Raw genomic sequence first — 21,092 nt, forward strand, 5'->3', positions numbered from 1 at the left:
GGGGTGGGTCGGGGAGCTCCTGGTCGGCGGCGGCCGCGCCCGCCGCCGACCAGGGCTTTCCCGCGGTCGCCGTCGTGGGGTCGGCGACCGGGGCGGACAGCATGACGCCGGCACCCGGCTGGACCGGCGCCGAGGGGCCGGTCTCCAGCAGCAGGCGCGCCTGCACGGGGAAGCCGTCCGCCCGCCAGAGAAGTCCCTCTCCGGGCAGAGGCTGCGCCGACGTCAGCCGGTTGGGAAGCGTTCCGGGCGGTGCGGTGATCGGCAGGCGGCGCAGCAGCGCCCCCGCCGTCATCGTCCTGGGCGCGGCCCGGCAGGTCGCACAGGACTGGATGTGGCGGCCGATCCGAGCCCTGGCCCGCCGGCCGGGTGCGCTGACCCACTCCGACACGCGCGCCGCCAGGTCGGCGCACCCGTCGCGGGAGCGCGCGGCGATGATCGCGGCGAACCACTCCTCCAGGGCGGCCGCGGCCCGGGTGACGACCGAGCGGACCTCGTCCGGGGACAGCTCGAAGATCACGGCGATCTCGGCGTCGCCCAGGCCGTGCCGTACGGACAGATCGAGCAGCTCGCGCTGCGGCCGGTCGAGGGAGAGCAGGGCCTCGGGCAGCAGCTCCGACATCCGGCCGGGCCGCGACCACGAGCCGATGCTCGCGGGCTTGGCGACGACCGCGCGGTGCGCCCGCGCCACGGAGTACAGCCACGCCCGGCGCAGCGCCGGATCCACCACGCGGTCCGCGTACAGGTGGGCCGTCAGCGCGGCCCCGGCCACCGCCAGCTCGGCGTCGGCCGCGGCCAGCTCGGTGCGGCAGTAGTCGTAGAGACGGGCGCCGTGCTTGTCGCACAGGTCACGGATCGCCTGACGCGCGTCGTCGGACAGGGTCCGCCACATCGGTGTCACCTCCTCCAGTCGCTACGCGGACGCGGATGGTTCAGGACCTCCCGGCCGGATCAGGGACCGTCTTCGGGACGCCTCTAGGCACGGTGTCTCTAGGCACGGTGTCTCTCGGTACGGTGTCCCTCGGGACGGTGTCGAGCAGCGAGGCCTGCGCCAGGTACGCCCGGGTCGCGTCGGGGTCGCCGGCGATCGCCCGCAGCCCCGCCATGGCCGCCTCCAGCCGGGCGCTGTCGTGCTCGCGCACGCCCGCCAGCCGAGTCCCGCGCGGCGGCAGCACCCGTTGCAGCACCACCGAGCGCCGCCGCCAGGCCCACGCCTCCAGCGCGGCGGCCGGGGCGTGCCCGCCGACCACGGCGGCGATCACCTTGGCGACCTCGGCGGCGTCGTGGATGCCGGCGTTCATGTTGAGCCCCCCGACCGTGGAGGTCAGGTGCGCGGCGTCGCCCACGAACAGCACCCGCCCGCACCGGTACGAGCTCAGCACCCCCCGCGACAGCCCGAACCTGTCGGCCCCGGTGATCCGGATCGGCCCGCCGAGCCCCGGCAGCGCCCGGCGCACCAGCAGCGACAGGTTCGACGGCGACAGCGGCTCGTGCGCGTCGCAGGGGATCTTGAAGATGATCCGCCAGTGGTCCGGCAGCCCGAGCAGCGTGCACGACTGCTGCACGTCGCGTACGTACGTCAGCGGCGCCAGGCTCGGCAGCATCCGGTCCAGCGGCGAGTCGATGAACACCCGCAGCGCCTGCGTCGGGTACGCCGAGCGCGGGAACGGCAACCCGAGCGAGCCGCGCACGGTGCTGTGGGCGCCGTCGGCGGCGATCAGGTACCGGGCCCGCGTCCAGGTGTGGCCGACGCGGACCCGGATTCCCGTGCCGCCCTCGGCCACGCCGTCCACCTGGGCGCCGAAGCGCACGTCCGCGTCCGGGCAGGCCTGCAGGGCCTCCAGCAGCAGCGCGGTCAGCGACCCCTGGTCGGCGTGGACCCGGAACGGATGCCGGGTCAGCCCGTCGAGCCGGTCCATGCCCATCTCGGCCAGCACGAGCCCGGATCGGTCGCGCCACTGCACCCGGTCCACCACCCGCCCGGCGGCGACCAGCCGGGCGGCCACGCCGAGGCCGTCCAGCAGGTCGAGCGTGGCCGGGTGAAACGTGCAGGCGCGCGGCCGGCGGGGCAGCTCGCTCTCGCGCTCCAGGACGGTGACCTTGATGCCCGCCCTGGCCAGCGAGAGCGCCGCGGTCAGCCCCGTCGGGCCGGCTCCGGCGACGATGACGCCGTTCATGCGGTGTGCCTCCTCGCGACGCCGGCCGGGGCCTCCATGTGGCGGCGGTAGGGCACGCGGCTGAGCGTCACGTGCCGGCCGGTGGCCCGGGACAGGGCCCACCAGGCCGTGCAGAGGTTGGAGGTGAGCAACATCCGGTCGTTGCCGGTGGTGAGCCGGGAGAGCACGGGCAGCGTGGCCATGCCGGTGCCGGTGAACAGCAGCACCGCGTCCCCGGGCGGCTCGGCCAGCTCCACCTGGCTGATCAGCTCGGCGGGGGTGACCGCGTAGGAGGAGTAGCCGTGCTCGGCGCGTACCTGGACGACCTGGGTGACGTTGATCCCGGCCGACTTCCAGAACCGCTCGGCCAGCTCCGTCACCCACGGCTGGTACGGCGACACCAGCACGATGTCGCCCACCCGCACGTGGTCCAGCGCCTCGCGGGTGGCCAGCGTCGACGAGGCGAACGGCACCCCGGTGGCCTCCGACAGCTCGGCGCACTGCTCGCGGTCCTCGTCGGGGCCGAGCAGGTAACGCGGCTCGCTGCAGGCCATGACCATCGCGGCCAGCCGCAGCCCGCCGAACGCGCCCGTCATGGCGCGCAGCGCGGTGTTGTAGCCCTCCAGCCGGTCGGCGTGGGACAGCCCTGACCGTACGGGGAAGCGGGCGACGTGCATGTCGGCGCGTGACCCGAGTAAGCGGGTCAGCTCCGGCTCGGCCGACGGGTTCGGGGGCGCCACGATCACGCCGACCCTGCCGCGGCTCACGGTGTGCCCCGTCGTGCGGGGGCGAGGATGCGCATGGGTCTCCTCCTGTGCGGGAAGGCGGGACGGTCAGGAGGCGCGGTGGCTCAGCGCCTGGTCGATCTCGGTGATGGCCTGGACGGACACCTGCCGGATGCGGCGCAGCCGGTGCACGGTGCGCGCCGGTTCCGCCGGCGCCGACGGAGCCGGCTCCTCGTCCCTGAACGCCGGCGCGCCGGGCCGTACGCCCCGCGGATGGACTTCGTGCGGCCGCGCCCTGCGCAGCTCCTCTGAGATGGGCCCCGTGGTGAGCATGCTCGCTCCTGTCTATAGCGGGTCGATGATTCGAGTCGGAGGAAGTTCGGAGGTTCGGTGAGGCGGCCCGGCGAGGAGCCGGCATGGCGTGACCGGCTCCTCTTCCGCCGTGCGATGAGGCCGGTGACCGGCCTCACGTCCCGACGCCACGGCGACCCGCACCCGCGCCGTGGCGGCGAGCAGAACGGCGGCCGGCGGAACCGCCACCGGCCAGGAGGGTCTCCCGCACCCGACCCTCCGCGGGAACCATCCGCCGGACGGCCCGTGAGCCTGCCCGGCGACCGGCATTCTGGCGCCCACCACGCCGATCACTCCGGTTCCCGTCCGGCGGCGCCGCCCGTAGGGCGAGCCGCTGTCCACCCCGCCGGCCCGGCCGGGGCGCGGCGCGCCCCGCGCTCGGCCGGGCCGGCGGGGAGTGAGCCGACCCCAGGCGCAACCCCTTGACTTGGCCAGCACGCCAGCCGCTACCGCGCTGGCCAACAACACCGCGCCGATTGCATCGGGCACGTGCCGCACGGTGCTGGGGGGAGGCGCCGGGGCCAGCGCTGAGAGCGCTGCCACCGTTCCCGCATGTGTGGCGGACGGGCGTCGCCGGCCGTTCCCGGCCGGGGACCTGCCGCCGCCTGGTGGCAACGCCGCGATTCCGGCGCGCTCACGCGCACTCAGGTGTGTGTCGTTCTCCATGACTGTCATGAAGGACATGAAGGTTCTGTCGTTCGTGGCGTTGGAGGTGGTCATGGCGCCGTCACCGCGCTCACGCCGCCCAGGCCGTCCTCGCTCGTGTCCACGTTCGGCACGCTGACGCAGACCAGCCGCTCGGTCAGCCCCGCGCGCGGCGCCGAGACGCCCCGTGGAGGGACGCCGGGAGCCCGGCCGGCGAACGGAATGTCACGCGGCGGGACGGCCTCGGTCCAGAGGTCCCGTGCCGGGCCGCCCTGCGGCGCGAAGGCCGGGCGGGACGGCGGCACGCCGCCCGCCACCAGCCGGGCGACCTTCCCCGCGAGCGCGAGATGCTCGCCGCAGCGGCGGCCCACCTTGGTCTCCAGACCGGCCACCTGGGCCAGCCGGAGCCGCAGCGACTCCAGCGACGAACGCCGCTGCAGGCCCCGCAGATCGGCCAGCCGGGCCGGCCAGCGCAGCGACTCACGGCAGTGCGCCTCCACCTCGGCGGGCAGGTCACCGGCGGGGAACCCCCGGTGCCGCAGCCGGGTGGCGAGCATGACGGCCGTGAACGCCGTACGGTCGAAGTCGGCCAGCCGCCCGGCCAGGGCCGCGCCCAGCATCCGGGCGCGGTGGCTCAGGCAGGCCGCGCTCCAACCGAGCAGTAGCAGCCGATCGGGGCCGGTCTCCGTGTGCCAGCCGGCCAGCCGCAGCTCCCGCGCCATCCGGTGGTAGAAGCGCCAGCGGTGGCCGGAACCGTCCAGCCAGACCTGCACCCCGCCCAGTGGCAGGCTCGCCACGTGCACGTCCGCGCCGGCCACCGGCCCCGCCACCCGGGCGCAGATGCGCCGGACGACCTGCTCCTGTCCTGGGGAGGCCGCCGCTTCCAGGTGCGGCGCGCCGCCCGGGGTGTCCATGGTCACCTTCGGCCACCTCCTCGCGGGAACTCTCGGAACCTGACTGTTAAGCCTCAGTTACCACACACGCTGATAGTCTCCGTACGAACCAGGATGTGTCAACTGACAGTTTGCGCATACGTTGATACCCGTCCGAGTGGCAGAGCTGGCCCGCATGGCAGGGGACACCGCGCCCGGAGTCCCTTACGCTGGAGACGTTCACGGGCGGTAGGAGGTGTGCCGTGGCGAACTTCGCCGAACGGCTCGATCTCGCGCTGACCAAGCGCGGCTACACCGGTGCTCAGGTCGCCTCCGCCCTGACGGAGGCCGGCATCCCGATCACGCGCGCCTATGTCAGCCAGCTGCGCACCGGCAAGCAGACCAACCCGACCCTCCAGGTGCTGCGGGCGCTGGCCACCTGCCTGCAGGTGAGCGTCGGCTGGCTGGTCGGCGACGACTACGTCGAGTCCGGCGCGGTCGACGACCTCCAGCTGCGCGCGGCCACTCTGGGCCTGGCCGCCTCGGGCCTGTCCGAGAGCTCCCTCGTCGTCCTGCGCGGCGTGGTCGAGCTGGCCCGCAAGGCCGAGGGGCTGCCCGAGGAGCCCGAGACCGCCGTCCCCGACATCCCCGAGGCGGCCACGCCGCTGAGCGACCCGCAGCGCCGGGCGCTCGGCAAGCGCCTGCACAGCCTGCGCCTGGCCGCCCGGCTCTCCGTCGAGCAGGTCGAGACCGCGCTCGGCAAGGGCGCCGCCGCGATCCCGGCCGTCGAGGCGGGCCGCCTAGCGCCCGCGCCCATCACCGTCGAGCGCCTGCTGGCCCTCTACGGCGTCACCGCCCCGCCGATCCGCGAATACGTGCTGTCACTGGCCAGGGGCGAGCGCGAGGCCGCATGGCACGACGCGCAGTCGGTGCCCGTCTGGCTCGCCGCCGCGTACGCGCTGGAGCAGCGGGCGACGGTGATCCGCACCTACCATCCGCAGTTCGTCCCGCCGCTGCTGCAGACCGAGGACTACGCGCGCGCCGCGATCACCGTGACGGGGCCGGCGACGCTCGGCCAGCAGACGGTGGACGAGGCGCTCGCCCTCGTGCTGGCCCGCCAGGAGGCCATGACCCGTGACGGGAGCGCGGTGTTGTGGGCGGTGATCGACGAGAGCGTGCTGGCGCGCTCGATCGTCGGCCCCCACGTGCAGCTCCGCCAGCTCGACGTGCTCATCGAGTCCGCCAAGCGGCCCAACGTCTCGCTGCACGTCGTGCCGATGGACGACCCGGTCTACGTGCCGCGTACGGGGCCGTTCACGCTGTGGCGCTTCGCCGAGGCGTTCGAGCCCGACATCGCCTGCGCACACGGCGTCGAGTCCGACGAGCTGATCACCGACACGGCCGCGGTCGAGGCCTACCACCAGGCCTTCACCAAGCTGTCGGTGACCACGACGACGCGCGAGGAGACCGTCGAGGTGTTGAACGCGCATCGCGAAAGGCTTTCGCGTTCATTCGGGAAATGATCTCTTTTCCCCTTTCTGAGATCGTTATGCGGGTCATTGGTTACCCACATATACCCAAATCCAATGGCTTTTCCGGTTGTCTTCTCGCCCGTGGCGAGGATCATATGGTCTGGGTCATCGAGTGGGGTCCGAAAGGACAACTTTTCCCGAGATAGTGGGCGAGGGGAAAGGGGCAACACTCAATGCGTCAGCGTGCCATCCGAAACCTGGCGAAGCTGGAGCTGACCCAAGCGAGGATCACCCGTATTCTCGACGCCGCCGCGGGCGGAAAGAACAATTTCGTGGCGGATCGTGAGGCCGTGCGCCGTTATGACGCGGCCGCACCCGTCACGACGGCGGCCGCCCGAGCCGTGCTCGCATTTCTGTGCCGCGTGGTCCGCCATCTGGCGGCCGGCGGCGTGGACCAGTTCGTGATCGTCGGCAGCGGCGTGCCGAGCGGTCTGCCACCGGGCCGGCAACTGCACGACGTCGCCCGCGACGCCCTGGACGGCGCCGCCGCCCGTGTCGTCTACGTGGACAACGACCCCATGGTGCTCGCCGCGGCCAGGGCCACCATCGAGCCCGTCACCGACCTCGTACGCGTCGTCGAAGGCGACATACGCGAGTTCGACGACGTGCTCGACGACCGGGTGATGCAGACGTTCCTGGACTGGGAGCGGCCGATGGCCGTCCTGCTGGTGTCGACCCACAGCCTCAACGACGACGAGTACGTCCATTACGTGATCAAACGCATCCGCCAGGAGGTCCCGGAGGGGAGCTACCTGTCGCTGGCGCAGACCACGTTCGACGCCGTCCCGCCGGAGCTGCTGCCCGCCATCCACGACCTGCTGGCGATGACGCTGCCCGGCCACGCGATCCGCACCCGGGAGGAGGTGGCGGCGTTGCTCGACGACCTGGAGCTGGTGGATCCGGGGCTGGTGTGGGCCCCGGAATGGCGGCCCGGCCCGTACGACATCGCCTGCTCGGAACAGCCCGGCACGTCCGGGACGTACGGCGCGGTGGCCCGCATCCCATGACGTGCGGGCCTCACTCCAACCAGCATCAGTCCCACCAGAACGACCAGGCGTGGCCGCCGATGAGCTGCTCGGCGTACGCCTGCAGGTGGCCGGGGCCCTGCACCACGTTGTCCGGGCAGAACGTCCAGTGCTCGGCGGCCACGTGCAGGGCGTGCTCCAGGTCGACCGGCGGCGCCGCCACGCTGAGGTCGAGCGTGTTGAACCCGACGCTCACCACCCGCGCCTCGAACCGGTCCTCCCAGCTGCGCACCACCGAGGCCATCGGCACCATCCACTCGTTGTGGTGCAGCGCCCCCTGCCAGCCCATGACCGCCAGGGCGTCCGCGCCCCGCCCGGCGGCCACCAGGCCGAGCGGCATGCCCCTGGCCGCCAGCTCGCCCGCGAGCCAGTCGGCCACCGCGTCGGGATCGGCCCGCAGCACGCCCGGCGGGGCCGGCCCGGGGCAGATCGCCCCGTACGGCTCCAGCTCCTCCAGCGCGTCCGGCGGCATCTGCGCCACCCACTCCTGCCACACCTCGGCCATGAACCCCTCGGCGGTGAAGTGGTCGATCTGGCGGGGATCGTCCGGCACCACCTGTCCGATCGCCCACGGCTGCGCCGACTCGTCCAGCAACAGCGGCCACAGGCCACTGTGCGGGTGCCACGCGCGCATCCGCGCCCAGTCGGCGCCGCTCACCGGGTCGTCGCTCATCCAGAACGCCGGCCGCTGCGCGCGGCCGTGCCCGGTGTAGCCGGGATCCGGCCAGACCACGTCACCGGGGGGCAGCTCTCCGGGCAGCCTCCGGCCCCTGCCGCCGTCGGGTAACAGCTGGCACAGCTCACGTGGCAGCCGGTGATCGCTCATTACCTACCGTTCCGCTACCGAATCCTGTCTCGGAGATGGTAGTGCCGACGGTCCCTCCGGCACCGTCGGCGAGACCTGCCAAAAACGTCCGTCCGCGCCAGTGGCCGGCGCATCCGGCAGAATGGCGACCGTGCTTCCTTTCGACGCGGTCCTGTCCGACTTCGACGGCGTGCTGCGCCACTTCGACCACGCCGCCCAGGCCGCCATCGAGGCCCGTTACGGCCTGCCTCTGATGAAGACGGCCTTCGACCCCGAGCTGATCACGCCGCCCACGCTCGGCCAGGCCACGGAGGCGCAGTGGGCCGAGTCGATCGCCCTGGCGCTCGGCGGCGACGAGCGCGCCCGCCAGGCGGTCGCGGAGTTCATGGAGATCCGCTTCTGGGTGGACGAGGAGGTCAGGGCGCTGCTGGCCCGGGCGCAGCAGTACGTGCCGCTGATCCTCGTGACCAACGCCATGGACACCCTGGAGGGTCACCTCGACCTGCTGGGGCTGACGCACTTCGCCGACGACGTGGTCAGCAGCCATCGGGTCGGCGTGGCCAAGCCGGATCCGCGCATCTACCGGATCGCCGCGGAGCGGGCGGGTGTGGCGGCCGAGCGCTGCCTGTTCGTCGACGACCGGCCGGCGAACGTCGAGGCCGCGCGTGCCCTCGGCATGACCGCCGTCCACTACCGCACCTTCGACGACCTGGCGTCCGTGCTCCGCCTGCCGTCCTAGCCTGCCCGGCCGCCCTGCGCCATGTCGAAGAACGCCCGCTCCAGCTCCACCGCCCGCCGGAACACGCCGAGCACCTCCTGCCGCCGCTCCTCGCTTAGATCGGCGCCCAGCCGGTCGAGCTCGCCGCACAGGAACGCCACCCAGGCGCGGAACCGCGCGCCCTCGTGCAGCTCGATCCACTCCCGGTGCACGAAGCTCTCCGGCAGCGACTCCCCGGCCCGCGAGGCCCAGCCGAGGTAACACCACTCGGCCACGCAGAGCACGGCGGCGATCAGCAGGTAGTCCTGCGAGGTGCGGACCTCGTCCATCAGCTCCTTGAACGCCGCCGTCACCGGCTCCGGCGGCGCGTCCGTGCGCCCGCCCAGCTCCGCCAGTGCCCGGTGGAAGTACGTCTTCTCCTCGGTCGTCGCCGTCTGACCGAGGAACTTCCCGTACGGCACCCGCGCCTCGAACGTGTCGGCGCTCGCCACGGCGGCGCCCAGCAGCGCCGTGAAGGAGTCCACGAACTGGAAGTCCTGCTCCAGGTAGCGCCGCATGTCGTCGCCGGCGACCGTGCCCGTCGTGATCGCCATGGCGAACGGATGGGTGACCACGGCCGTCCAGTCGGGCTCGCACCGGCTCCTGAGCCACTCGCTGAAAGATCGTTCGCTCACGCCCCAGACTGTAACCCGGACGACGTGCCGCCGTCCCGGCCGGGTAGCGCCCCTTGCATGCGCATCGCCACACTGAACCTCTGGGCCCGGCACGGCGACTGGCAGCGGCGCAGGGAGGTGCTGAAAGCGGGGTTCCGCGAGCTGCGCCCCGACCTCGTCGCCCTCCAGGAGTCCGTGGTGACGGACGGCTACGACCAGGTGGCCGACCTGCTGGGCCCCGCCTACCACGTCGTCCACCAGGAGACCGGGGAGGCCGACGGCACCCGTGCCTCCATGGCGAGCCGCCTGCCGCCGGGCGAGGTCCGGCAGGAGCGGCCGGCCGTCACCGAGCGCGTGGACCTGTCGGAGTTCGCGGGCTGGGCCTGCGCCGCCGAGATCCCCGGGCCCGAGCCCCTGCTGTTCGTCAACCACAAGCCCTCCTTCCGCCTGGGCCACGAGCGGGAGCGCGAACTGCAGGCCGTACGGACCGCGACGCTGATCGAGGAGATGCTCGGCGGGCGGGATCTGCACGTGGTCGTGGCGGGGGACTTCGACGCGACGCCCGACTCGGCCGGGGTGCGGTTCTGGAGCGGGCTGCAGTCGCTGGAGGGGATGAGCGTCGCCTACCGCGACCTGTGGGACTGGGCCCGCCCGCACGACCCCGGCCACACCTTCACCCCCGTCAACCCCCTCGTGCGCGCCGGGAACTGGCCGCTGGAGACCGGCCGGCGCATCGACTACCTCTTCGTCCGCTGCCGGGGCAACGGCCCGACCCTGCGCCTGCGGGACTGCCGCAGGATCTTCGACGAGCCCGTGGCCGGCGTCTGGGCGAGCGACCACTTCGGCCTGGTGGCCGATCTGGAACATGTTTCCGGCGCGGCTCGCGCCAACCGCGCCGGAAACGTCATGTGACCGCCGCCCCCGGCCGTCGTACGCGGTGGGCTGCGCTCCCGCCGGGCCAGGGGCGACGGCGCCGGTCAGTACCCTCCGTACGGGTTCCCGGAGGGACTGGCGCTCGGTGCGGGGCTCCCCGCGCCGCTGGAGGTCACCTTGGTGCCCTTCGGGGCGATCACGCCGATCAGGCCGTGCTTGGCGCCGTCGATGCCGGCGGAGAACCACAGCGCGCCCTCGCCGCCGGTGGCCGCGGTGCCGGGCTGCAGGTCCCACAGGCCCGGCAGCACGACCGGTTTGCCGTTCGTCAGGCGCAGCGCGCCGAGGTGCCGTCCCCGCTGATAGGCGTGGACGGTGCCGTCGCCGAAGTTGCCGACCAGCAGCGCGCCGGCGAACTGACGCCAGCCCTTCGGCGCGGCGCTCAGCCCCCACGGCGCGTTGAGCCCGGTCCGGGCGATGCGGCCGGTCAGCCGCCCGTCCATGTCGAACCGGCTCACGAAGCCCTTGCCGGCGCCGAAGACCGGCTTGCCGGTGGCCTTGTCGCGCACGGCGTAGGCGACCCACACGTTGCCGTTGACCACGGCCACGTTGTACGCCTTGTACGTCGAGGGGATCTCGGTGTCCCTGAACTGCCAGCGCCGCAGCTGGATGCGCCGGAAGTCCTCGTCGAAGGCGTGCACGCGCCCGCTCGCGAAGTCGGCGGCGAGCAGGAACGCGCCGTCGTCGGTCTGCACGAGTTCGAGGCCCTTGTAGTCGGCGCCGCGGGAGAACGCCGCGATGACCGCGTTAACGGGGTCGACCTCGGCGTTCCAGCCGGTGATGGCGCCGCTCGGGCTGGAGAAGATGAACGTGGCCGGCTTGCCCTTCACGGTGAAGCCGTCACCGGGATTGAAGACCTGCCCGGTCGGCGACCCGCCCGGGATCGCGACCTCCGTCTTCTCCTTCTTGCCGGTGCCGGAGTAGACGGTCGCGGTGCCGGTCCCGGTGTTCGAGACCCAGAGGGTCTTGCCCATGGCCAGGCCCCATGGGTTGACGACCTTGGGGTCGGTGACACGGGCTTTGCCCTTGACGTCCGACACAAGGTTGATGACGTCGAATCGAGTCCTGGGGGTGGTGGCGTGCGCGGGAGTGGTGAGAGTCGCTCCCAGCACGACCGCGACAGCGCAGAGTGTGATGATGCGTGACCGCATCCGGTGCCTCCTAATGAGCGCTTGTGACGCGAGATACGCGCCGGGCGGGGAACGGGTTCAGCCGGGACCGGAATCACCGCGTCCTGCGGGACCGGGAGAATGGAGCACCATGAACGTTCTGGGCATCGACATCGGCGGCTCCGGCGTCAAGGGGGCGCCGGTCGACACGGAGGCCGGCACGCTGGCGGCCGAGCGGGTGCGCATCCCGACGCCGGAGCCGTCCACGCCGGAAGCGGTGGCCGGCGTGGTGGCCGAGATCGTGCGTCACTTCAGCTGGGACGGTCCGGTCGGGGTCACCTTCCCCGGCGTCGTGGTCGACGGCGTCGTGAGAACGGCCGCCAACGTCGACCCGGCGTGGATCGGCGCCGACGCGGCCGGGCTGTTCGGCGGGGCCACCGTGCTCAACGACGCCGACGCGGCGGGCCTGGCCGAGATGCGCTTCGGCCACGGCAGGGGGCGGCGGGGCACCGTGCTGATGCTGACGTTCGGCACCGGGATCGGCAGCGCGCTGTTCACCGACGGCGTGCTCGTCCCCAACACCGAGCTCGGCCACCTCCACCTGCACGGCAAGGACGCCGAGCACCGCGCCTCCGCGCGGGCCCGCGAGGAGCACGACCTGAGCTGGGAGAAATGGGCCGAGCGGGTCGAGGAATACCTGAGGCACGTCGAGATGCTGTTCTCACCGTCGCTCATCGTGATCGGCGGGGGAGTCAGCAAGAAGGCGGGGAAGTTCCTGCCGCACGTCCACCTCGACACCCCCGTCGTGCCCGCGGCGCTGCAGAACGAAGCGGGCATCATCGGCGCCGCGATCGCCTGATATTGGGATGCGGGCGGCCGGCCTGATCGGGCACGATGGGCCGTTGGCTCCCGGACCAAATATCCTTGAAGCAGTATGGGAACATCTTCCTTGTCCTCTCCGCTCGCTGATCTCCAGTCCCGCCTGCCCGAGTTGATGCCGCGTGACCAGCGGCGGCTGCGGCGCAGGCTCGACGGCATGCGCCGGGTGCGGTCCCGCGACGCGCGCGACAAGATCGTCACCGAGATCCTCGCCGACGTGGAGCGGGCCGAGCAGCGCCTGGCGCGCCGCCGCGAAGCCATCCCGGTGGTGAGATATCCGGAAAACCTGCCGGTCTCGCAGCGGAAAGACGACATCCTCGCGGCCATCCGCGACCACCAGGTCGTGATCATCGCCGGCGAGACGGGCTCCGGCAAGACCACCCAGATCCCCAAGATCTGCCTTGAGCTCGGCCGCGGCGTCCGCGGCGTGATCGGCCACACCCAGCCCCGCCGCATCGCCGCCCGCACGGTCGCCGAGCGCATCGCCGACGAGCTCGGCACCGGCCTCGGCGACGTGGTCGGCTACAAGGTCCGCTTCACCGACCAGGGGAGCGACCGCACCCTCGTCAAGCTGATGACCGACGGCATCCTGCTGGCCGAGCTGCAACACGACCGCATGCTCGACCAGTACGACACCCTCATCATCGACGAGGCCCACGAGCGCAGCCTCAACATCGACTTCATCCTCGGCTACGTCAAGCAGCTGCTGCCCCAGCGCCCCGACCTCAAGGTGATCATCACCAGCGCCACGATCGACCCCGAGCGGTTCTCCCGCCACTTCGACGACGCGCCGATCATCGAGGTCTCGGGCCGCACCTACCCGGTCGAGGTGCGCTACCGGCCGCTGGAGGAGGACGACGACCAGACGCAGGGCATCGTCGACGCCTGCCGCGAGCTGGTCGGCGAAGGCCCGGGCGACGTCCTCGTGTTCCTGTCGGGCGAGCGGGAGATCCGCGACGCCGCCGACGCCCTGGCCAAGGCCGCGTTCCGCAACACCGACATCCTGCCGCTCTACGCCCGGCTCAGCGCCGCCGAGCAGCACCGCGTCTTCCAGAGCCACACCGGCCGCCGCATCGTGCTGGCCACCAACGTCGCCGAGACCTCGCTCACCGTCCCCGGCATCAAATACGTGGTCGATCCCGGCTACGCGCGCATCTCCCGCTACAGCCACCGCACCAAGGTGCAGCGGCTGCCGATCGAGGCCATCTCGCAGGCCAGCGCCAACCAGCGCAAGGGCCGCTCGGGCCGCACCTCCGACGGCATCTGCATCCGGCTGTACGAAGAGGAGGACTTCCTCAACCGGCCGGAGTTCACCGACCCCGAGATCCTGCGCACCAACCTGGCCTCCGTCATCCTCCAGATGACCTCGATCGGGCTCGGCGACATCGAGGCGTTCCCGTTCGTCGAGCCGCCCGATCGCCGCCAGGTGAAAGACGGCGTCAACCTGCTGCACGAGCTGGGCGCGTTCGACGCGCAGGGCCGGCTCACCCCGATCGGCCGCAAGCTGGCCACGCTGCCGGTCGACCCACGTCTCGGCCGCATGGTCCTGGAGGCCGAGAAGAACGGCTGCCTGCGCGAGGTCATGGTGATCGCCGCCGCCCTGTCCATCCAGGACCCGCGCGAGCGTCCCTCCGACAAGCAGCAGCAGGCCGACGAGAAACACCGGCGCTTCGCCGACCCCGAGTCCGACTTCATGGCCTACCTCAACCTGTGGAACTACCTGCGCGAGAAGCAGCAGGAGCTGACCTCCAGCGCGTTCCGCCGGCTCTGCAAGGCCGAGTTCCTCAACTACCTGCGCGTACGCGAGTGGCAGGACATCTACAGCCAGCTGCGCCAGGCGCTCGGCGCCCAGCCCAACAGCCGCCCGGCCGAGCCCCACCAGGTGCACATGTCGCTGCTGGTCGGCCTGCTGTCCCACATCGGCGTCAAAGACGTCATGGAGAAACGCGGCGCCGAAGGCCGCCGCCCGATCCAGGAGTACATCGGCGCCCGCAACGCCCGCTTCGCCATCTTCCCCGGCTCCGCGCTGGCCAAGAAGCAGCCGCAGTGGGTCATGTCGGCCGAGCTGGTCGAGACCTCACGGCTGTGGGCCCGGGTCAACGCCAAGATCGAGCCCGACTGGGTCGAGCCGCTCGCCCAGCACCTCGTCAAGCGCTCCTACTCCGAGCCCCACTGGGAGAAGAACCAGGGCGCTGTCATCGCCCTGGAGAAGGTCACCCTGTACGGCGTGCCGCTCGTCGTCGGCCGCAAGGTCAACTACGGCCGCATCGACCCCGACCTGTCCCGTGAGCTGTTCATCCGGCACGCGCTCGTCGAGGGCGACTGGGACACCCACCACCGCTTCCTGAAGGACAACCGCAAGCTCCTCGAAGAGGTCGAGGAGCTGGAGAACCGCGCCCGCCGCCGCGACATCATGGTCGACGACGAGGCCCTGTTCGACTTCTACGACCAGCGCGTCCCGGCCGACGTGGTCTCGGCCCGCCACTTCGACTCGTGGTGGAAGAAGGCCAGGCACGAGCAGCCCGACCTGCTCGCGTTCTCGCCGGAGATGCTGGTCAACGAGGGCGCCGATGTCAGCACGCGCGACTACCCCGACACATGGAAGCAACTCGGTCAGCGCATGAAGCTGACCTACCAGTTCGAGCCGGGGGCCGACGCCGACGGCGTGACCGTGCACGTGCCGCTCCAGGTGCTCAACCAGGTATCCTCCGACGGCTTCGACTGGCAGATCCCCGGCCTGCGCGAAGAGCTCATCACGGCGCTGATCCGGTCGCTGCCGAAGAACCTGCGGCGCAACTTCGTGCCGGCTCCCAACTACGCCAAGCAGGTGCTGGCCGGGGTCGAGCAGGGCGGAGAGCCGCTGCTCGCGGCCGTGGAGCGCGAGCTGCTGCGGCTGACCGGTGTGCGCGTGCCCCGTGAGGCCTGGCAGCTCGACCAGGTGCCCGACCACCTGCGGATCACCTACCGGGTGATCGACGAGCGCAAACGCACGGTGGCGGAGGACAAAGACCTCGACGCGCTCAAGCGCCGCCTCGCGCCGCGCCTGCGCCAGACGCTCTCGCAGGCGGGCGACGACCTGGAGCAGACCGGCCTGCACAAGTGGAGTTTCGGCAGCCTGCCCAAGGTCTTCGAGCAGGGCCGCATGAAGGGCTACCCGGCACTGGTCGACGCGGGCGACTCGGTCTCGATCAAGATTTTCGAGACGGAGGCGGAGCAGCGTCGCTCCCACTGGCCAGGGGTGCGCCGGTTGCTCCTGCTCAACGTCACCAACCCGGCCAAGTCGTTGCTCGGCGGGCTGTCCAACCAGGCCAAGCTGGCGCTGTCACGCAGCCCGCACGGCGGGGCGGTGGCGTTGTTCGACGACGTGGTCGACGCGGCCGTCGACAAGCTCATGCTGGACACCGGCGGCGCCGTCTGGGACGCGGTCGCCTTCGACCGCCTCCACCAGCACGTACGCGCCCACCTCTATGACACGGCGGCCGACGTGCTGGCCAAGGTCGAGCAGATCCTGTCCGTCTGGCACGAGTCCGGCGCCCGCCTCGACGCGCTGCGCCCGAGCGCGGCCACCGACGACGTACGCGACCAGCTCGGCAGGCTCATCTACCGGGGCTTCGTCACCGCCACGGGCCACCGCCGCCTGCCCGACCTGCTGCGCTACATCCGTGCGGTCGACCGCCGCCTCGCCAAGCTGCCCGAAGACCCGTGGCGCGACGAGGAGTGGATGGCGCGCGTGCACAAGGTCGAGGACGACTACCACGACCTGCTGGACAAGCTCCACCCGGCGCGTCGCGGAGACCCGGACGTGACGGAGATCCGCTGGATGATCGAGGAACTGCGGGTCAGCTTCTTCGCCCAGACCCTCGGCACCCCGACCCCGGTCTCGGAGAAACGCATCGCCAAGGCCATGGAGCGGCTCAGCTCTTGAAGATCGAGGTGTCCAGCTCGAAGTCGACCGGGGGCGGAAGCATGATCGGCGTGCCCATGGCGACCTTGGTGGTCGTCTGGTAGGCGTCGTCCTTGATGTCGCTGAACACGGTGACGCTCGGCGTCTTGCCCATCGGGTCGATCAGCAGGTAGACCGACACCTTGCCGACGGCGTAGAGGCGCGGCTTCTCCTCCAGGTCTACGCGGACACTGCTGGGCGAGACCACCTCCGCGACCATGAGCACCTCAGAGGACAACAGCTCCCCATCGCCCCAGCGACCGCAGTCGGGCCGCACGAGTACGTAGTCCGGCGCAAGGGAGTCCCGAGGACCTTCGATGCAGATATTCGGTCCTCCCGGTGATCCACGCCAGCGTCGCTCCCTCCGCAGCAGTAGGAGAGCGTCGTGCAGGTCGGCGGCGAGCCACTGGTGTTCGGGGGTGCCCATGGGGCTCACGATCAACTTCCCTTCGATGATCTCCACCCGGAGACCGGGGAGGGGGGGTAGGGCATCGAACAACTCGCGAGCGGTGAGGGGGGATCGCGCGACGCTCGCGTGCGTGGATTCCGTCTGGTGCTCTTCCTCGACCATGGTGATCACGGAATCTTTCCCTTCGTATTCGAACGGACACGCTAAGTATTCCAGGATTCGGGTTGCCGCGCTATGCGATCGCCGCCTCCGCTCATGGCGGAAGCGGCCGATCGTCACGAGGGTCAGGCGGGGACGGCGAAGATGTCGCGGTCGTAGAAGCGGTGGCCGGCCACGCCGTCGGCGAAGGCGTCGGCGATGTCGTCGCCGACGAAGACGCCCACGTCGTTGGGCAGGCGCGCGGCCTCCAGGAGCTGCCGGCCGGTGCCGACGGCCCCGATGGCCTTCTGATGCTTGAACGCCTCCTGGACGAAGAAGACCGCCCGCCCCACGGAGGCCAGCGCGGCCCCGTCCGCGGCGACCACCGCGTCGTAGAGGACGGAGGAGGCGGCGCTGAGCTGGCGGTCCACCGGGAGGCCGCCGGCCTGGCCCTCGGCGGGGGCCACGATCTCGCAGATCGCCCCCTGTCCCTCCAGCGCCTGGCGCAGGGCGGTCACGGCGGCGGCGTCGGTGCCGTCGGCCATGAGGACGGCGATCCTGCGGGTCGCGATGCCGCGCGGCTGGTTGGTCATGCTGAGCGCGGGAGAGGCGTTGGCGTGCACCGGGCCGCCCTCGGGCACGGGCAGGCCGAGGCCCTCGGCCACCTGCGAGCCCAGGTCCGGGTGGATCTTGACGAGGTGGGCGACCACGCCCTCCTTGATGTCCTTGCGCTCGACGTGCCCGAGCTCGAACAGGTACGCGGCGACGATGTGCCCCTTCTCCCAGCCGGCCATGCTGTTCCAGAACAGGGTGGCCTGGCGGTAGAAGTCCTGGAAGCTGGGGCTGCGCTCGCGGATCTTGTGGCCCTCCACCCTCTCGGTGTAGTGGCGGTAGCCGTTCATGGCGGCCGGGCAGCCGCCGCTGATGGAGTTCTTCTCGTAGCTCGTCCGCGACTCGTGGATCATGTGCTGGTGGAAGCCGTCGCGCTGGTCGTTGCGTACGGGGGAGACCGGCCGGTTGATCGGGATCTGCGAGAAGTTGGGGCCGCCGAGGCGCAGCAGCTGCGTGTCGAGATAGGAGAAGTTCCTGGCCTGCAGCAGGGGGTCGTTGGTGAAGTCGATGCCGGGCACGATGTTGGCCGTGTGGAAGGCCACCTGCTCGGTCTCGGCGAAGAAGTTCTGCGGGTTGCGGTTGAGCGTCATCTTGCCGATGGGCCGCAGCGGCACCTGCTCCTCAGGGATGATCTTCGTGGCGTCGAGCAGGTCGAAGTCGAAGTCGTGCTCGCGCTCCTCCGGCACGAGCTGGACGCACAGCTCGTACTCGGGGTAGGCGCCGCGCTCGATGGCCTCCCACAGGTCGCGGCGGTTGTAGTCGGGGTCGTTGCCCTGGATGCGCAGGACCTCGTCCCACACCAGCGAGTACGTCCCCAGCACCGGCCGCCAGTGCCACTTGACGAAGGTGCCCTTGCCCTGGGCGTTGACGAGCCGGAACGTGTGCACCCCGAAGCCCTGCATCATGCGGTAGCTGCGCGGGATCGCCCGGTCGGACATGAGCCACATGACCATGTGCAGCGACTCGGGCTGGAGCTGGACGAAGTCCCAGAAGGTGTCGTGCGCCGACTGGGCCTGCGGGATCTCGTTGTGCGGCTCAGGTTTGACGGCGTGCACGAAGTCGGGGAACTTGATGCCGTCCTGGATGAAGAAGACCGGGAAGTTGTTGGCGACGATGTCGAAGTTCCCCTGGGTGGTGTAGAACTTCGTGGCGAAGCCGCGCACGTCACGTACGGTGTCGGCCGAGCCGCGCGAGCCCGCCACGGTCGAGAAGCGCACGAACGTGGGCGTCTTGACGGAGGTGTCGTTGAGGAACTCCGCCGCCGTCAGGTCGCCGAGCGGCTCGTAGAGCTCGAAGACGCCGTACGCGCCGGCGCCGCGGGCGTGCACGACGCGCTCGGGGATGCGCTCGTGGTCGAAGCGGGTCAGCTTCTCGCGGAAGTGGAAGTCCTCCAGCAGCGTGGGCCCGCGCATGCCGGCCTTGAGCGAGTCGTCGGTGTGGTCGACCGGGATGCCCTGGTCGGTCGTCATGGTGACGTCGTCCAGGGGAACACGGAACTCGTCGAGCTGCTGGTCCTTCGCGTCGCGCTTTGGTCGCATGGAAAAATCCCCCTTGTAGATTTTTGTCCGGTCCTCTAGTGCCCGGACCGACACGGTGAAACAAGGTCTTTCCGGCTGGGGGATTGATGATCAAGGCTGTGGTGTTCGACGTCGGCGAGACGCTCATCAGCGAGGACCGCATCTGGGCCCGGTGGGCGCGGCGGATCGGGGTGAGCCCGTTCGTGCTGATGGGCGCTCTCGGCGGGATGGCCGCGCTCGACCGCCCTCACAGCGACGCCTTCCGGCTCGTCCGGCCGGACCTCGACCTCGACGCCGAGGAGGCGGCCTGGGAGCGCGACGATCCCGGCGGCCTGCGCAACCACTTCGACGCCGACGACCTCTACCCTGACGTCCGCGAGGCTCTGGCGGCCCTCCGCGCGGAGGGCCGCCAGGTGATCATCGCGGGCAACCAGCCGCGGCGCGCGTACGACGCTCTGGTCGCCATGGACCTGCCCGCCGACTCCGTGCACACCTCGGACGGCTGGGGCGTGGCCAAGCCCGACCCGGGCTTCTTCGCCAAGGTCGCCTCGGTCGCGGGCCGAGAGCCGGGGGAGATCCTCTACGTCGGCGACCGGCTCGACAACGACGTGCTGCCGGCCGCCGCGGCGGGCATGCGGACCGCGCTGCTGCGCCGCGGGCCCTGGGGCTACCTGCATGCCGAGCGCCCTCAGGCGCGGGCCGCCGACATGGTCGTCGACGACCTGCACGCGCTGCTGCCCGGGCTGCGGCGGCTCACCTGAGGTTCTCGTCCGGGTCGATGCGCACGGCGCGCTCCTCGGCCGACAGGTCGTCGGAGTCGGCGTCGTCGCCCCAGTCCTCGCCCAGCTCCTCGTCCTCGACGTCCGGTTCGAGACCCTCGTCCGGCTGCGTCAGGCGGTGCTTGGGGCGGGGGCCGCGCAACCGATCCTTGGCCTCGCGCCGCAGGCGTTCGTCGAGCGTGTCCCTGCGCTGAGGATCGTCGTCGACGACCTCGTGCCGCAGACCGAGATCCTCGGTCCACTCGTCGACCTCGATCTCCTGCTCGTCGCTCATACCGTGGCGGTTCGGCGGTGTTTCGGTCATACGCGCCCCCTACCCAGCGAACGTGCCGGAATCCTAGGACGCGGATTTCCCGAGTGCCTCCGCCAACTCCTTCTTGCCCATGTGCGATCTGCCCGGGATGTCGGCCTTCTTGGCCTCTTCGTACAGCTCGGCCTTGCTGACGTCGCCGGACGAAGAGCTCGGGCCGCCGTTCGCCTTGAGGGCCTTGAGCTCCTCGGCCCTGCGCTGCTCGAACGCCTTGCCCAGCTTCTGGAGGCCCTTGGCGTCGGTCTGCCGCTTCAGCGAGGGCAGGAGCGTGCTCTCCTCCTCCTCGACGTGGTGGTTGACCGATTCGATCAGCTCGGTGAGCGTCCGGTCGAACTCGGCCGAGCCCGGCTCGGCGCGGACGAGCGCGTCGAGCAGGACCTCGGCCTCCTTGTGCTCCTCGACGCTGTGGTGGGCCTCCAGGCCGGGGTAGACCCGGTCCTCCTCAGCGCGCGCGTGGGCGGTCAGCAGCGCGTGCAGCTCCGCCACGGTGGCCTTGATGTCGCCCTTCTTGCTCTTGAGCTTCTCGAAGAGGCCCTCCACCGTCCGGTGGTCCTTCGTGATGAGAGTGATGACGTCGGTAGCCATGTCGGTCACGGCTACCCGCCGGGTCAGCGTCCAATCGCGGCCCCGACCAGGGAGCGCGGGTCGGCCGCGCCCGCCAGCATGCCATCGGGGCGCACGTCGATGAGGTGGGCGTGGCCGAACGAGCCGCCGTACGGCAGGGCCGCCACCCGGTGGCCGAGCGCCGCCAGCCCGTCGGACCAGGTCGTGCCCTCCTCCAGGTCGACGACCGCGGCGTCGGGGGCCTCCCACGTGTCGAACCCGGTGCCGCCGGTGCCGAGCCGCCAGCGCGGCGCGGAGATCGCCTGGCCGGGGTCCTCGCCGTGCCGCAGCAGGCGGGTGATCACCTGCAGCAGGATCTGGGGCTGGGCGTCGCCGCCCATCGTGCCGGCGACGGTGCGCAGCGTGCCGTCGGGGCGGGTGATC

At 71.3% G+C, this 21,092-nt stretch carries 20 protein-coding genes; 7 read left to right on the plus strand and 13 right to left on the minus strand.

The window, feature by feature from the left end; all coding sequences use genetic code 11:
- The 5 genes from E1286_RS34930 to E1286_RS34950 form a co-directional block, all read right to left on the minus strand.
- A partial coding sequence (locus tag E1286_RS34930) for an RNA polymerase sigma factor (RefSeq protein ID WP_425464784.1) occupies positions 1-889 on the minus strand: 889 nt, incomplete at its 3' end.
- A gap of 40 nt (positions 890-929) precedes the next feature.
- Entirely contained in the window at positions 930-2,174 is a 1,245-nt protein-coding gene (locus E1286_RS34935) for an FAD-dependent oxidoreductase (RefSeq protein WP_132619457.1), read from the minus strand.
- The gene (locus E1286_RS34940) at positions 2,171-2,920 is read right to left on the minus strand and encodes a maleate cis-trans isomerase family protein (RefSeq protein WP_132619459.1); all 750 of its coding nucleotides are present in this window, start codon (positions 2,918-2,920) and stop codon (positions 2,171-2,173) included. Before E1286_RS34940 ends, E1286_RS34935 begins: the two co-directional genes overlap by 4 nt.
- Before the next feature lie 66 nt (positions 2,921-2,986).
- Positions 2,987-3,211: a hypothetical protein gene (locus E1286_RS34945; protein WP_132619461.1), complete on the minus strand. Its 225-nt coding sequence runs from the start codon at positions 3,209-3,211 to the stop codon at positions 2,987-2,989.
- A 734-nt stretch (positions 3,212-3,945) separates the two neighbouring features.
- On the minus strand, positions 3,946-4,794 hold the full coding sequence (locus E1286_RS34950; RefSeq protein ID WP_132619463.1) for a hypothetical protein: 849 nt from the start codon (positions 4,792-4,794) through the stop codon (positions 3,946-3,948).
- A gap of 215 nt (positions 4,795-5,009) precedes the next feature.
- Here E1286_RS34950 and E1286_RS34955 point away from each other — a divergent pair, with 215 nt between their 5' ends.
- Both E1286_RS34955 and E1286_RS34960 read left to right on the plus strand, forming a co-directional pair.
- Positions 5,010-6,269, plus strand: a complete 1,260-nt coding sequence (locus E1286_RS34955; RefSeq protein WP_132619466.1) for a helix-turn-helix domain-containing protein — start codon at positions 5,010-5,012, stop codon at positions 6,267-6,269.
- Between the two features lie 182 nt (positions 6,270-6,451).
- Positions 6,452-7,285 (plus strand): SAM-dependent methyltransferase, encoded by an 834-nt coding sequence (locus tag E1286_RS34960; protein WP_132619468.1) that lies wholly within the window; start codon positions 6,452-6,454, stop codon positions 7,283-7,285.
- 25 nt (positions 7,286-7,310) lie between these two features.
- Here E1286_RS34960 and E1286_RS34965 read toward each other — a convergent pair whose 3' ends face one another.
- Positions 7,311-8,129 carry a DUF4253 domain-containing protein gene (locus E1286_RS34965; protein ID WP_132619471.1) on the minus strand — a complete coding sequence of 273 codons (819 nt, stop codon included), beginning with the start codon at positions 8,127-8,129 and terminating at the stop codon, positions 7,311-7,313.
- A 130-nt stretch (positions 8,130-8,259) separates the two neighbouring features.
- Between E1286_RS34965 and E1286_RS34970 the strand changes: the two genes are divergently transcribed.
- A complete protein-coding gene (locus E1286_RS34970) occupies positions 8,260-8,847 on the plus strand; it encodes an HAD family hydrolase (protein WP_223190710.1) in 588 nt (195 codons plus the stop codon).
- Here the strand turns inward: E1286_RS34970 and E1286_RS34975 are convergent.
- Positions 8,844-9,500: a TenA family protein gene (locus E1286_RS34975; RefSeq protein ID WP_132619475.1), complete on the minus strand. Its 657-nt coding sequence runs from the start codon at positions 9,498-9,500 to the stop codon at positions 8,844-8,846. The genes E1286_RS34970 and E1286_RS34975 overlap by 4 nt on opposite strands.
- Before the next feature lie 57 nt (positions 9,501-9,557).
- Here E1286_RS34975 and E1286_RS34980 point away from each other — a divergent pair, with 57 nt between their 5' ends.
- Complete coding sequence (locus tag E1286_RS34980; protein WP_165970050.1) at positions 9,558-10,391, plus strand: endonuclease/exonuclease/phosphatase family protein; 834 nt, start codon at positions 9,558-9,560, stop codon at positions 10,389-10,391.
- Between the two features lie 65 nt (positions 10,392-10,456).
- On the opposite strand, the gene E1286_RS34985 is transcribed toward E1286_RS34980, so the two are convergent.
- On the minus strand, positions 10,457-11,560 hold the full coding sequence (locus E1286_RS34985; protein WP_132619479.1) for a TIGR03118 family protein: 1,104 nt from the start codon (positions 11,558-11,560) through the stop codon (positions 10,457-10,459).
- A gap of 109 nt (positions 11,561-11,669) precedes the next feature.
- Here E1286_RS34985 and ppgK point away from each other — a divergent pair, with 109 nt between their 5' ends.
- Together ppgK and hrpA are read left to right on the plus strand one after the other, a co-directional pair.
- Entirely contained in the window at positions 11,670-12,377 is a 708-nt protein-coding gene (gene ppgK, locus E1286_RS34990) for a polyphosphate--glucose phosphotransferase (protein ID WP_132619481.1), read from the plus strand.
- 75 nt (positions 12,378-12,452) lie between these two features.
- Positions 12,453-16,322, plus strand: a complete 3,870-nt coding sequence (gene hrpA / locus E1286_RS34995) for an ATP-dependent RNA helicase HrpA (protein WP_132619483.1) — start codon at positions 12,453-12,455, stop codon at positions 16,320-16,322.
- Here the strand turns inward: hrpA and E1286_RS35000 are convergent.
- Complete coding sequence (locus E1286_RS35000; protein ID WP_132619485.1) at positions 16,312-16,911, minus strand: Uma2 family endonuclease; 600 nt, start codon at positions 16,909-16,911, stop codon at positions 16,312-16,314. The genes hrpA and E1286_RS35000 overlap by 11 nt on opposite strands.
- Before the next feature lie 122 nt (positions 16,912-17,033).
- Entirely contained in the window at positions 17,034-19,037 is a 2,004-nt protein-coding gene (locus tag E1286_RS35005; RefSeq protein WP_132619487.1) for a catalase, read from the minus strand.
- A gap of 86 nt (positions 19,038-19,123) precedes the next feature.
- On the opposite strand from E1286_RS35005, the gene E1286_RS35010 reads away from it, so the two are divergent.
- Positions 19,124-19,777, plus strand: coding sequence for an HAD family hydrolase (locus E1286_RS35010; protein ID WP_132619489.1), 654 nt, complete (start codon positions 19,124-19,126; stop codon positions 19,775-19,777).
- Here E1286_RS35010 and E1286_RS35015 read toward each other — a convergent pair.
- The 3 genes from E1286_RS35015 to E1286_RS35025 all read right to left on the minus strand — a co-directional run.
- The gene (locus tag E1286_RS35015) at positions 19,770-20,099 is read right to left on the minus strand and encodes a DUF5709 domain-containing protein (protein ID WP_246075458.1); all 330 of its coding nucleotides are present in this window, start codon (positions 20,097-20,099) and stop codon (positions 19,770-19,772) included. The genes E1286_RS35010 and E1286_RS35015 overlap by 8 nt on opposite strands.
- Positions 20,100-20,132: 33 nt before the next feature.
- Positions 20,133-20,690, minus strand: coding sequence for a hemerythrin domain-containing protein (locus tag E1286_RS35020; RefSeq protein ID WP_132619491.1), 558 nt, complete (start codon positions 20,688-20,690; stop codon positions 20,133-20,135).
- A 23-nt stretch (positions 20,691-20,713) separates the two neighbouring features.
- The coding region (locus E1286_RS35025) for a gamma-glutamyltransferase (protein ID WP_187368265.1) at positions 20,714-21,092 on the minus strand (379 nt) is incomplete at its 5' end.

This window comes from Nonomuraea terrae, assembly GCF_004348995.1.
In the GTDB taxonomy this organism is placed as follows: Bacteria; Actinomycetota; Actinomycetes; order Streptosporangiales; family Streptosporangiaceae; genus Nonomuraea; species Nonomuraea terrae.